At 72.1% G+C, this 12514-nt stretch carries 8 protein-coding genes; 4 read left to right on the top strand and 4 right to left on the bottom strand.

The window, feature by feature from the left end:
• Positions 1-5: 5 nt before the first annotated feature.
• Complete coding sequence (locus tag ACIBK9_RS05205) at positions 6-866, bottom strand: alpha/beta fold hydrolase (protein ID WP_397155291.1); 861 nt, start codon at positions 864-866, stop codon at positions 6-8.
• A gap of 97 nt (positions 867-963) precedes the next feature.
• On the opposite strand from ACIBK9_RS05205, the gene ACIBK9_RS05200 reads away from it, so the two are divergent.
• The gene (locus ACIBK9_RS05200; protein WP_397155289.1) at positions 964-1485 is read left to right on the top strand and encodes a CGNR zinc finger domain-containing protein; all 522 of its coding nucleotides are present in this window, start codon (positions 964-966) and stop codon (positions 1483-1485) included.
• A 78-nt stretch (positions 1486-1563) separates the two neighbouring features.
• On the opposite strand, the gene ACIBK9_RS05195 is transcribed toward ACIBK9_RS05200, so the two are convergent.
• Complete coding sequence (locus ACIBK9_RS05195) at positions 1564-2478, bottom strand: NADP-dependent oxidoreductase (RefSeq protein ID WP_387672198.1); 915 nt, start codon at positions 2476-2478, stop codon at positions 1564-1566.
• A 155-nt stretch (positions 2479-2633) separates the two neighbouring features.
• On the opposite strand from ACIBK9_RS05195, the gene ACIBK9_RS05190 reads away from it, so the two are divergent.
• Genes ACIBK9_RS05190 through ACIBK9_RS05180 form a run of 3 tightly spaced genes read left to right on the top strand, consistent with a single transcriptional unit; the run spans position 2634 to position 10097 of the window.
• Complete coding sequence (locus tag ACIBK9_RS05190; RefSeq protein WP_397155287.1) at positions 2634-3185, top strand: hypothetical protein; 552 nt, start codon at positions 2634-2636, stop codon at positions 3183-3185.
• Positions 3185-5281: a flotillin family protein gene (locus ACIBK9_RS05185; RefSeq protein WP_397155285.1), complete on the top strand. Its 2097-nt coding sequence runs from the start codon at positions 3185-3187 to the stop codon at positions 5279-5281. Before ACIBK9_RS05190 ends, ACIBK9_RS05185 begins: the two co-directional genes overlap by 1 nt.
• 1 nt (position 5282) lies before the next feature.
• Positions 5283-10097 carry a DNA repair ATPase gene (locus ACIBK9_RS05180; protein WP_397155283.1) on the top strand — a complete coding sequence of 1605 codons (4815 nt, stop codon included), beginning with the start codon at positions 5283-5285 and terminating at the stop codon, positions 10095-10097.
• An 86-nt stretch (positions 10098-10183) separates the two neighbouring features.
• Here ACIBK9_RS05180 and ACIBK9_RS05175 read toward each other — a convergent pair whose 3' ends face one another.
• Entirely contained in the window at positions 10184-11887 is a 1704-nt protein-coding gene (locus ACIBK9_RS05175) for an ABC-F family ATP-binding cassette domain-containing protein (RefSeq protein WP_397155281.1), read from the bottom strand.
• 158 nt (positions 11888-12045) lie between these two features.
• A complete protein-coding gene (locus tag ACIBK9_RS05170; protein ID WP_397155279.1) occupies positions 12046-12486 on the bottom strand; it encodes a MarR family winged helix-turn-helix transcriptional regulator in 441 nt (146 codons plus the stop codon).
• Positions 12487-12514: the final 28 nt, after the last annotated feature.

The following is a 12514-nucleotide window of genomic DNA, read 5'->3' as shown; positions in this document are numbered from 1 at the left end:
TCCCGTCAGTCGGAGAGGCGGCGGAGGAAGTCGCGGACCAGCGCGGCGATCTGCCGGCCACGGGTCTCAAGGGCGAAGTGGCCAGCGTCGATGAGCTGGATCTCGGCGCGCTTGGTGTCCCGGTCGAAGGCGAGGGCGCCGTCGGGGCCGAAGATCTCGTCGTGCCGCCCCCACACGGCCAGCACCGGCGGCTGGTGCGTGCGCAGGTACTCCTGCCACTGCGGGTAGAGGCCAGGGTTGCGGCCGTAGTCCACGAAGAGGGCGAGCTGGACGGCGTGGTTGCCGGGCCGGTCGAGGCGAGCCTGGTCGAGGGCCGCCTTGTCGGGGTTGACCATGGCGGCGTCGGGGACGCCGTGCGTGTACTGCCAGTGGGTGGCCTCGGGGGTGAGCAGGCCGAGCAGCGCGGAGGTGTTCTCCTCGGAGGGGTCGGCCCACGCCTTGCGCAGCGGCTCCCAGAACGGCGTCAGACCCTCCTCGTACGCGTTGCCGTTCTGGGTGACGATGCCGGTGATGCGCTCCGGGTGCCGGACGGCGAGCCGGAAGCCGACGGGGGCGCCGTAGTCGTGCACGTAGAGGGCGTACTTGGCGACGCCCAGGGTGTCCAGGAGGCTGTCCACCACGTCGGCCAGGTGGTCGAAGCTGTACTCCCACTCGTCGGCCGCGGGGGCCGAGCTGTGGCCGAAGCCCGGGTAGTCCGGCGCGATCAGATGGAACTCGTCCGCCAGGTCGGCGATCAGCTCCTGGTAGGCCACCGACGAGGTCGGGAACCCGTGCAGCAGCACCAGCGTGGGCGCCGACGGGTCACCGGCCTCCCGGTAGAACACGTCGAGGCCGTCCACCACAGCGGTGCGGTACCGAACAGTCATCTCATCCTCCAGCCATAACCGGCTAAATCCGTTTTGCTGGTTAAGTGATAGCATGGCGATCAGTAACCGGTCAAATCGCTTTGGGGGGTTAGAGGCAGTGAGGATACGGCCGCTTCGCGACGAGCCCATGGCGCTCGACCTGGTCGACACCGTCTGGGTGGAGCACGGCGTCCTGCTCGACCAGTTCGACGACCTGGAAGGCGTGCGCTCCTGGCTCGGCGACCACGGCCTGCCGGGCGAGGACGATCTGGAGCGGGTGCGCGACCGGCTCGTCCGGGCGCGGGACGCGCTGCGCGGCTCGCTCGAAGGCCGGGGGCACGACGCGCTCAACGCGGTGCTCGCCGAGGGCTCGACCAGGCCGCGGGTGGACGCCGACGGGCCGCGCGAGACCGTCGTGGTGAGCGATCCGGCCTGGGAGTCGGCCTGGACGGCGGCCGCCGACTTCGTCCGGCTCCTGCGCGAACGTCCCGAACGGCTGCGCAAGTGCGCGAACCCCGCCTGTGTCCTGTGGTTCCTCGACGTGAGCAAGAACGGCAGCCGCAGGTGGTGCTCGATGGAGGTGTGCGGCAACCGCGCGAAGGCGGGCCGGTTCAACCAGCGCCACAAGAACGCCGTCTGAACCGCGAAGGCGGGCCGGCTCGGCCGGCGCCACAGGAACGCCGCCCGAACCGGCCCGCCCGGAGATTGTGGCGGACCTCTAGTCCGTCACGAGGACGACCTTCCCCCGGCCGTGGCCGGTCTCGATCTCGCGGTGGGCGTCGGCGGCCTCCTCCAGCCGGTACGTCCGCCGCACCGGGAAGGCGAAGCGGCCCTCGGCGTACAGGGCGGCGTACCGGCCGAGCCGTTCGGCCGTGCGCTCGCCCTGGACGACCTTGACGCCCAGCTCGGCCGCCCGGCCGTGCTCGACCAGCGTGACGATGCGCCCGCGGTCGGCGACCAGGTCGAGCGAGACCTCCAGGGCGTGGCCGCCGGCGCCGTCGAGGGCCGCGTGCACGCCGCCGGGGGCGAGCGCGCGCACCCGGTCGGCGAGCCCGTCACCGTAGGCGACCGGGATCGCGCCGAGGTCGCGCAGGTGGTCGTGGTTGGCCTCGCGGGCGGTGCCGATCACCGTGGCGCCGCGCATGCGGGCGATCTGCACGGCCGCCGTGCCCACCGACCCGGCCGCGCCGTGCACGAGCAGCGTCTCGCCGGCGCCGACCGCCAGGGCGTCGAGGGCCAGCTCGGCCGTCTGCACGCCGGAGGTCAGCCCGCCGGCCACCTCCCAGGGCGTCCCGGCGGGCTTGGGGGCCACGTCGGCCGCCGGGACCACGATGTACTCGGCGTAGGCGAACAGCCGCGAGAAGCCCAGCACCTCGTCCCCGGCCGACACCCCGGCGACCCCGTCGCCCACCTGGTCGACCACGCCGGCGAACTCGTTGCCCGGGATGCGCGGCCAGGGCACGTCCCCCATGTACGGCGGCAGCCACCCCGCCCGTACGGCCGCGTCGAACGGCTGCACGCCGGCCGCCCGCACGCGGACGCGCACCTGTCCCGGGCCCGCCTGCGGCGCGGGCACCTCCATCACCTTCAGCACCTCGGGGCCGCCCGGCTCGGCGAACGCCGCCGCCCTCATCACGTCAGTCATGCCGTCGAGCGTGCTACCTCAACCGCCCTTGAGGTCAAGTCGGCTAACTTTCGATATGAAGTCGGGAACTTTCCGCTTTAGTCGCGCTTTATATGTATATAGTCCGTCAGGACACACCGGGGGATGGGGCAAACCGAGGGCTGATGACCGAGTTCTTCCACGCCGCTCTGGGCTTTCCGACCGTCATTTTCACTTTTCTCCTCGCGGCGGTCCTGGCTTATTGGCTGGCCGTCATCGCGGGCCTGCTGGACCTCGACCACGACGCGCCATGGCTGGGATTCGGGGGCGTCCCCGCCGGGATCGTCATCTCCCTGCTGGTGGCGGTCGCGTGGCTGCTGAGTCTGATCGGCGGCCAGGTGCTGCCGGACGCCGCGCTGGCCGCCGTGCCCTTCGCCGCGGCGGCGGGCGGCTGGCTCGCCACGCGCGCCCTGATCGGGCCGCTGCGCAGGGCTTTCCAGGACGGCGGGCAGCACTCGCGCGGCGACCTCGTGGGCCGCCCGTGCGTCATCCGCACCGGCGCCGCCACCCCCGAATTCGGCCAGGCCGAGGTCACCGCCGAGGACGGCTCGACCGCGGTCGTCCAGGTCCGGACGACCGGACGGGACCGCCTGGGCCGCGGCGACAAAGCACTCATCTTCGAATACGACAAAGACGGCGAATTCTTCTGGGTCATGCCCTACGAAAGCGAGCTCTGATGGACGTCATCTCCACGGGCTTCGGCGTATTTCTCGCCGTCGTCCTGGTCATCGTGATTGGCCTGCTGGTCATCATCGGCCGCCTTTTCCGCAAGGTGGAACAGGGCAAGGCGCTGATCGTGTCGAAGGTCAACAAGGTGGACGTGACGTTCACCGGCGCCATCGTGCTGCCGGTCGTCCACAAGGCCGAGACCATGGACATCTCGGTGAAGACCATCGAGATCACGCGTACCGGCCGTGAGGGGCTGATCTGCCGGGACAACATCAGGGCCGACATCAAGATCACGTTCTTCGTCCGGGTGAACAAGACCGCCGAGGACGTCATCAAGGTCGCCCAGGCCATCGGCACCGCGCGGGCCAGCGACGAGAACACCCTCCAGGAGCTGTTCAGCGCCAAGTTCTCCGAGGCGCTGAAGACGGCCGGCAAGCAGCTCGACTTCGTCGACCTCTACACCAAGCGGGACGAGTTCCGCGACGAGATCATCCGGCTCATCGGCACCGACCTGAACGGCTACAGCCTCGAAGACGCCGCCATCGACTACCTGGAGCAGACCGCGCTCACCCAGCTCGACTCCAGCAACATCCTGGACGCCCAGGGCATCAGGAAGATCACCGAGCTGACCGCGCTGGAGCACGTACGGACCAACGAGTTCCAGCGGGCCGAGGAGAAGGAGATCACCCGCCAGAACGTGGACGCCCGCGAGGCCATCCTGGAGCTCCAGCGCCGCCAGGCCGACGCCGAGCTCAAGCAGCGCCGCGAGATCGAGACCGTCAAGGCCCGCGAGGAGGCGGAGATCGCCCGCGTGCAGGCCGAGGAGCGGCTGCGCGCGCAGACGGCCGGCATCAAGACCGACGAGCAGATCGGCGTGCAGCGGGAGAACCAGGCCCGCGAGGTGGCGGTCGCCGAGAAGAACCGCGAGCGGGTGATCGCGATCGAGAGCGAGCGCATCGAGAAGGACCGCCTGCTGGAGGTCATCGCCCGCGAGCGGGAGACCGAACTGTCGCGCATCGCCAAGGACAAGGAGGTCGAGACCGAGAAGCGGTCGATCGCCGAGGTCATCAGGGAGCGCATCGCGGTCGACAAGACGGTGGCCGAGCAGGAGGAGAGCATCAAGCGGCTGCGGGTGGTCGAGGAGGCCGAGCGCACCCGTCAGCAGGTGATCATCGCGGCCGAGGCCGAGGCGCAGGAGAACCTGGTCAAGGACATCAAGGCGGCCGAGGCCGCGGAGGCGGCCTCGAAGTTCAAGGCCCGCGAGGAGCTGGTGCTGGCCGAGGCCCGGCAGCAGGCCGCGGAGCTGGAGGCGCGGGCCAAGATCCGGCTCGCGGAGGGCGTGCAGGCCGAGTCCGCCGCGGCCGGGCTGGCGCAGGTGCAGGTCAAGGAGCGCGACGCGGACGCCATCGAGAAGGTCGGCCGCGCCGAGGCCCTGTCCCTGGGCGAGAGGCTGCGGGCCGAGGCCGAGGGCGCGCGGGCCATGGCGCTGATCGAGGGCGACCGGCTCAAGGCCCAGGCCGAGGGCGAGCAGGCCATGGCGCTGGCCGGCGCCACCGCGATCGGCGAGAAGCTGAAGGCCGAGGCCGAGGGCCTGACCCAGAAGGCCGCCGCGATGGCCGCCCTGGACGAGGCCAGCCGGGGCCACGAGGAGTACCGCCTGCGCCTGGAGGCCGACAAGGAGATCAGGCTCAAGCACATCGACGTCACCCGCCAGGTGGCCGAGTCGCAGGCCAGCGTGCTGGCGGCGGGCCTGGCCAAGGCCAACATCGACATCGTCGGCGGCGACACGATGTTCTTCGACAAGGTGGTCGGCTCGATCACCGCGGGCAAGGCGGTGGACGGCTTCGTCGGCCACTCGAACGTCGCGGGGGCCCTCGCGGCGCCGTACCTCAACGGGACGGCCAGCCTGGCGGCGGACATCGCGAGCGTGGTCGGCGGGGTGCGCACCGAGGACATCAAGAACCTGACCGTCTCGGCCCTGCTCATGCGGCTCATCCAGGACGGCGGCCCGCAGTCGACGGCGCTCGGCGAGCTGCTGGAGACCGCGCGCCGGCTGGGCGTGGCCGACTCCCCCGTGGCCGCGCTGGCGGCGGCGAAGGGCTGACGTGAGCACCACCGAGCTGGAAGCCGGGACCTACGAGGTTCTGCGGAACCGTCTCCAGGCGCAGGCCAAGGCCCTCGCGGTGGCGGCGGAGGAGGTCAACGTGCAGCGGCTGCGCGTCTTCGGCGGCGCGGAGCTGCGCCTGCTCGGCACCGAGCGGATCAGGACCGAGAACAACTGCGTCCCGAGGGACATCGTCTCGCTGGGCGAGGTGATGTTGTTCGGCTACAACGTCTTCATCGGGCTCAAGCCGGAGACGACCGTGGCCGACGTGTTCGCCGTGCACCGCTTCACCAGGGACGGGGACGCGTTCACGTTCGAGACGGGGAAGCTGGAGACGCTGGAGGAGCCGGCGTTCAGGAAGGACTTCGCCGAGCTGTACCGGTACTACAAGGAGACCAGGCTCCAGCAGCTGCGCCGGGTCGAGGGCAAGCTGCTGGCGGTGTTCCGGACGGGCCCGGCGGACACGCGGGTGCTCAGGTGGACGGTCAGCAACGGCGGTGTCCCGAAATATCTGGATAACAGGGGGGAGCGGGACCACGTCTTCCCGCCGTCCCACGACTTCGAGTGGACGCCGACCACCCGCGACGACCACGTCCTCGGCCGCCATCCGCACATCTCCATCGAGGGCGAGGTCTTCGTCGAGACGATCGGCGGCGACCTCACCATCAAGGTCGAGAACAACACCGAGACCGGCGCGGGCGTCTACTCCGAGCCGGTCACCGAACGCCTCCAGTCGCTGGCCGACGCCGACGTCGAGTACGCCAGGGTCGGGCCGCTCGCCCTCATGCGGATCAGGCCGTACAAGGAGCCGGACTGGCGGCATCTGGTGTTCAACACCCGTACCAAGGCGGTGACCAGGCTCGACGGCATCGGCCAGTCCTGCCAGCGGCTGCCCGAGGACCAGGGGCTGATCTTCCCGGGCGGCTACTACCTGGCCACCGGGATCAGCAAGACCTTCGACACGGACGTGGCGGACCTGGAGTTCGAGCGGGTCGTGCGCTCGCCCAACGGCGAGGACGTCCTGTACGTCTTCCACGCCCGGGGCGACGGCCGCTCGTTGCTGCTGCCGTACAACGTGATCAGGAAGGAGGTGGCCAACCCCATCGTCTGCCACGGGTACTCCCTGTTCGACGACGGCACGATGGTGGTCTTCCGCGCCCTCTCCGAGGAGCCGACCCGGGTCCACCCGATGCAGGTGTGGCAGACGCCGTACGTGTCCGACACCTACGCCGCCGCCCAGCCCGCCGGGACCGGGCCCCTGGAGCGCATCGGCAACGCCGAACTGGTGCGCGGCATCTCCGACTGCCTGTCCGTGGCCCGCATGGTCGAGGAGATGGCGGCGTCGGAGGCCACGTTCGAGGCGCTGATCGCCGCCTGCACCCGCGCCGCCGACTCCTACCACTGGCTCGGCGAGCACGGGCTCGCCGCGCCGCTCGCCGACGTGCGCGCCACCGCCGAGCAGGTGCTCGACGAGTACGAGAACGTCGAGCAGCTCACCCGCCAGGCCGCCGACGCCCTGGCCGCGGCCGCCGAGGAGACCGCCCACCTGGTACGCGCGGCCGCCGCCGACACCCCCGCGACGGCCGACGCCTGGGTCACCACGCTGGCCGGACTGCGCAGGCAGCAGGGCCGCCTGGTGACCCTGCGCGACGTCCGCTACCTGGACCTCGCCCGCCTGGACGAGCTGTCCGCCGCCGTGACCGCGGAGCTGGCCGCGACCGGCCGGCGCGCGGTGGCCTTCCTGGAGGGCGCGGAGGCGTTCACCGCCTACCATGTGGCGGTCGAACGGCTGGCCGCCGACGCCGCCGCGATCGCGACCGTGGCCGAGGCCGCGCCCGTCGCCGACCGGCTGGCCGAGCAGGCGGAGGGCCTGGAGGTGGTGACGGAGGTCGTCGGCTCGCTGGAGATCGCCGACGCCACGGTCCGCACGTCGATCCTGGGCCGGATCGCCGAGGTGCTGGCCGGGGTGAACCGGGCGCGGGCCGTGCTCGACGGGCGGCGGCGCGAGCTGCTCGGCTCGGAGGGCCGCGCGGCCTTCGCCGCCGAGTTCGCCCTGTTCGGGCAGGCCGTCTCGGGCGCGCTGGCGATGGCCGACACGCCGGACAAGTGCGACGAGCAGCTCGGCCGCCTGATGCTCCAGGTGGAGAACCTGGAGGCGCGGTTCGGCGAGTTCGACGACTTCGCCGCCCAGCTCGCGGGCAAGCGGGACGAGGTCTACGAGGCGTTCTCGGCCAGGAAGCAGACCCAGCTCGACGGCCTGGCCCGGCGGGCCGACCGGGTCTTCGCCTCGGCCGAGCGCATCCTGGGCAGCGTGACCAGGCGGCTGGCGTCCCTGGGGTCGATGGACGAGGTCAACACGTACTTCGCCACCGATCCGATGGTCGGCAGGGTCCGTACGGCGGCGGCCGAGCTGCGCTCCCTGGGCGACGCCGTCCGGGCCGAGGAGCTGGACGGCCGGGTCAAGGCGGCCCAGCAGGAGGCCGGCCGCGCCCTGCGGGACCGGCTGGACCTGTTCACCGACGGCGGCGAGACGCTGCGCCTCGGCCGTCACCTGTTCGCCGTCAACACCCAGCCGATCGACCTGACGCTGGTCCCGCACGACGGCGAGATGCACTTCGCGATCACGGGCACCGACTACCGCGCGCCCGTGCCGGCGTCGTTCGCGGACACGCGGCCGTTCTGGGAGCAGCTGCTGGTGTCGGAGACGCCGGAGATGTACCGGGCCGAGCACCTGGCCGCCTCGCTCCTGGACTCCGCGGAGCCCGGCGCTTCCCTGGCCGACCTGGTACGCCAGGCCGCCGAGCAGCGCTACGACGAGGGCTACGAGCGCGGCGTGCACGACCACGACGCGATCCTCGTCCTGGAGAGCCTGGTCCGCCTGCGCGAGGGCGCCGGCCTGCTGCGCTACCCGCCCGAGGCCCGCGCGGCGGCGCAGCTCTTCTGGGCCTTCGGCACGGACGAGGTTTCACGTAAAACATTGGCCACCAGGGCCGCCTCCCTGGTCCGCGCCCGCGCGGTCTTCGGCCGGACGCCCGCCCTGGAGGCGCTGGCCGCCGAGCTCGGCGGCCGGATCGCCGCCTTCTCCCCCGGCCAGGACACCGGCCAGGACACCGGGCGGAGCACGGCCGCGCTGGCCGGTGAGTACCTGGTCGAGGAGCTGGGCGCGACGCCGTCGGGCTTCGTGACCGGCAAGGCGGCGCGCGACCTCCTCGACGGCTTCAGGCAGGCGCTCGGCCCGGCCAGGACGCGCGAGTTCGAGGAGGAGCTGGCCGCGCTCCCCCTGCCCGAGCGGCTGCAGCTCGCCCACGCCTGGATCGGCGCCTACCGGCAGGGTCCCGAGGTGGCCGAGGCCGTCGCCGTGCTCCTGTGCGACCTGCCGCGTCACGACTCCGGCGCCGCCGTCGAGGAGACCGTCGAGGGGCTGCTCGGCGCGCATCCGCGCGTGCAGGACCGCAGGCTGCGGGTCAGGCTCGACGAGCTGCTGACCAGGGCGCGCGCCTTCAGGCAGGACCGGGTCCCGGCCTACCGGGCCTACCAGCGCCGCCGCAACGAGCTGATCGAGCAGGAACGCCGCCGGTTGCGTCTGGAGGAGTACCGGCCCAAGGTCATGAGCGCGTTCGTCCGCAACCGGCTGCTGGACGAGGTCTACCTGCCGCTGATCGGCGACAACCTGGCCAAGCAGCTCGGCGCGGCGGGCGCGGGCAAGCGCACCGACCAGATGGGCCTGCTGCTGCTCATCTCACCGCCCGGCTACGGCAAGACCACGCTGATGGAGTACGTCGCCAGCCGCCTCGGCCTGGTCTTCGTCAAGGTGAACGGCCCGGCGCTCGGCCACGGCGTCACCTCGCTCGACCCGGCCGACGCGCCCGACGCCACGGCCAGGCAGGAGGTCGAGAAGATCTCCTTCGCGCTGGAGAGCGGCAACAACACCCTGCTCTACCTGGACGACATCCAGCACACCTCGCCGGAGCTGCTGCAGAAGTTCATCTCGCTGTGCGACGCCCAGCGCCGCATCGAGGGCGTCTGGAACGGCCGGACCCGCACGTACGACCTGCGCGGGAAGCGCTTCGCGGTGTGCATGGCGGGCAACCCGTACACCGAGTCCGGGCAGCGCTTCCGCATCCCGGACATGCTGGCCAACCGGGCCGACGTGTGGAACCTGGGCGACGTGCTCTCCGGCAAGGACGAGCTGTTCGCGCTGAGCTACGTGGACAACGCGCTGACCTCCAACCCGGTGCTCGCCCCCCTCTCGGGCCGCGACCGGGCCGACGTCGAGCTCCTCGTGCGCCTGGCCAAGGGGGACCCGGCCGTCCGGCCTGACCAGCTCCGGCACCCGTACGGCAAGGCCGAGCTGGAGCAGGTGCTCGGCGTGCTGGGCAAGCTGGTGCGGGCGCAGGAGGTGGTGCTGGCCAACAACGCGGCCTACATCGCGTCGGCGTCCCAGGCGGAGGCGTCCAGGACCGAGCCGCCGTACCGGTTGCAGGGGTCGTACCGGAACATGAACAAGCTGGCCGAGCGCATCGTGCCCGCCATGAACGACGAGGAGCTGGAGGCGGTGATCGACGACCACTACCTGGGCGAGGCGCAGACCCTCACCCAGGACGCCGAGGCCAACCTGCTCAAGCTGGCCGAGCTGCGCGGCCGCCTCACCCCCGCCCAGGCGGCGCGCTGGGCGGAGATCAAGGCGGCCTTCCTCCGGGCCAGGGCGCTCGGCGGCGCCGGCGACGACCCGATGACCAGGGCCGTGGGCGCCCTCGGCCTCCTCGCCGACCGGGTGAGCGAGGTGGGCACGGCCATCAGGGAGTCGGACCGCTGACCGCAGCCGTCAGGGGCCGGCCCCTGAGCGGAGCGGAGCGGCCCGGCCCTCAGCGGGCCGGTCCCTGAGGGGAGCGGGCCCGGCTGTCAGCGGGCCCGCTCGCTGGGCCGGGCGGGTGCGAGCTCCAGGTGGGTGCCGGTGAAGGCGGCGCGCAGGCGGCGGTCGTGGGTGACGACCACCAGCGCGCCCTCGTAGTGGGCCAGCGCCTCCTCAAGCTGCTCCACCAGCATCGGCGACAGGTGGTTGGTCGGCTCGTCGAGCAGCAGCAGGTCCACCGGTTCCGTGACCAGGCGGGCCAGCTCGACCCGGCGGCGCTGTCCGTACGAGAGGTCGGCCAGCCGCCGCCGCAGGTCGTCCGGCCGGAACAGGCCCAGGCCGAGCAGCCGGTCGGCGTGCTCGTCGAGGCTGCCCGTCCGTCCCTCGGCGAAGGCCGCGAGGACGGTACGGTCCAGCCGGGCCGCCCGGTCCTCCTGACGCAGCAGACCGGCCCGTCCGGTCCGGCGTACGGTCCCCTCGTCGGGACGCAGCTCGCCGGCCAGCACCCGCATGAGCGTGGTCTTGCCCGCGCCGTTCGGCCCGGTGACGAGCAGCCGCTCCCCCCGCCGTACGGCGAGCCCGTCGATCCGCAGCCGCCCCGCCACCCGCACCCCGTCGAGCACGACCACCATGGACCGCCACCCCGCCCCGCCCGCCTCGCCCACGCCGTGGAGGCGTTCCGGCAGACGCACGTCGGCCGGGACGACCACGTCGGGACGTTCCGGGAGGAGCACGTCGGCGGGGGGCGGGGTGGTGATGGCGGCGGTGAAGCGGAGCGGCACCGGGGGCGGCGGCACCGCGTGCTCTTCGAGCCATCGCATCCGCGCCCGCGACTGCCGGACGCGCCCGGCGGCGCCGTGCGTACGCGACCGCGCCCGCCACGCGCCGGTGCCCATCCCGGCCTGGACCATCCCGCGCGGGATGGCCGCCATCCGCCCCGCGTTGGCCGCCACCAGCCCGGCGTGCCGGGCCAGCTCGGACCGCCACTCCTCGTGGGCCCGCACGTGCGCGGCCCGTTCGGCGGCCTTGGCCGCGAGGTAGCCCGAGTAGCCGTCGCCGTAGCGGCGCACCCGCCCGTCGGAGACCTCCAGGATCACCGTGGTGACCCGGTCGAGGAACGTCCGGTCGTGGCTGATCGCGACGACCGTGCCGCGGTGCTCGCGCAGGTGCTGTTCGAGCCAGGCGACGGCCTGGTCGTCCAGGTCGTTGGTCGGCTCGTCGAGCAGCAGCAGCTCAGGCGCGGCGGCCAGCGTCGCGGCCAGGGCGAGCCTGGACCGCTCGCCGCCCGACATCGTCGCGACCGGACGGTCCCGGTCCAGGCCGGGCAGGCCCAGGCCGTGCAGCGCGACGTCCACCCGGGTGTCGGCCTCGTAGCCGCCGCGCGCCTCGAACTCGGCGACGGCGGCGGCGTAGGCGTCCAGGTCGGTGCCGGCGAGCGCGCGCATGCGCGCCTCGATCTCGCGCAGCTCGGCCAGGGCCAGATCGACGACGTCGGCCACGGTGGCGTGCGGCGGCAGCTCCAGCGACTGCGGCAGGTGCCCCACGCCGCCGGGCGCGACCACGGTCAGCTCGCCGTTGTCCGGACGCTCGACGCCCGCCATGAGCCTGAGCAGCGTGGACTTGCCCGAGCCGTTGTCGCCGATCACCCCGGCCTTCTCGCCGGGCCGGACGGTGAGCGACACCCGGTCCAGGACGATTCGGGTGTCGTAACGCTTGGTGATCTCGTTCAGTGCCAATTGGGCAGCGGTACGCATAGAGGCTCCACTTCCTTGTCTCAACGCGGACATGACCGGTACGAGGCGCGGCGGAGCGGTCGGCTCAACGCGTATGCGCCTCGGGCGTGAGAATCACAGGAAGCAGTAACCCATATCGGCGGACACCGTAGCCCATAAGCGGGATTGTGTACAGCCCTTTATTCGGTGCGCAGCGACGTGGTGGCCTCCCGTTGCAGGGCCGTGGACCGCCGGAGGAAGTCGACGATCAGGGCCAGCTCCTCGTCGGTGTAGCGGTCGTACAGGCCGGACATGGCGGCCACGAACGGCTCGAACAGCTCGCCGAAGCCGGCCAGCCGCTCCCAGTTGATCTCGACGATGACCCGGCGGCGGTCTTTGGTGTCGCGCACCCTGCGGACCAGCCATTTGGCCTCCAGCCGGTCGATCAGCCCGCTGACGGAGGCCGGGGCGAGGCCCGTGTGCTGGGACAGCTCCCCGGCGGTCAGCGGCCCGAGGCGCTGGAGCAGGTCGAGCGTCTTCTCCTCGGTCATCCCCAGGCCCAGCCGCTCGCCCATGGCGCTGTGGTACATGACCGCGGCGTTGCTGCTCTCCCGGCCCGCCTCGACCAGTTCGTCCAACAATTTCTTTCGATGCTCCGAAATATCCCTG

This window comes from Nonomuraea sp. NPDC050227 (assembly GCF_044459705.1).
Lineage (GTDB): Bacteria > Actinomycetota > Actinomycetes > Streptosporangiales > Streptosporangiaceae > Nonomuraea.
The sequence above is the reverse complement of the archived record's forward strand: the minus strand, read 5'-3'. Positions and strand labels throughout refer to the sequence as shown.

Excerpts from the sequence above, each read along its gene's own strand:
- ACIBK9_RS05190 (WP_397155287.1), top strand. The coding sequence starts at position 2,634 with ATGACCGAGTTCTTCCACGCCGCTCTGGGCTTTCCGACCGTCATTTTC.
- ACIBK9_RS05185 (WP_397155285.1), top strand. The coding sequence starts at position 3,185 with ATGGACGTCATCTCCACGGGCTTCGGCGTATTTCTCGCCGTCGTCCTG.
- ACIBK9_RS05205 (WP_397155291.1), bottom strand. The coding sequence starts at position 866 with ATGACTGTTCGGTACCGCACCGCTGTGGTGGACGGCCTCGACGTGTTC.
- ACIBK9_RS05195 (WP_387672198.1), bottom strand. The coding sequence starts at position 2,478 with ATGAGGGCGGCGGCGTTCGCCGAGCCGGGCGGCCCCGAGGTGCTGAAG.
- ACIBK9_RS05175 (WP_397155281.1), bottom strand. The coding sequence starts at position 11,887 with ATGCGTACCGCTGCCCAATTGGCACTGAACGAGATCACCAAGCGTTAC.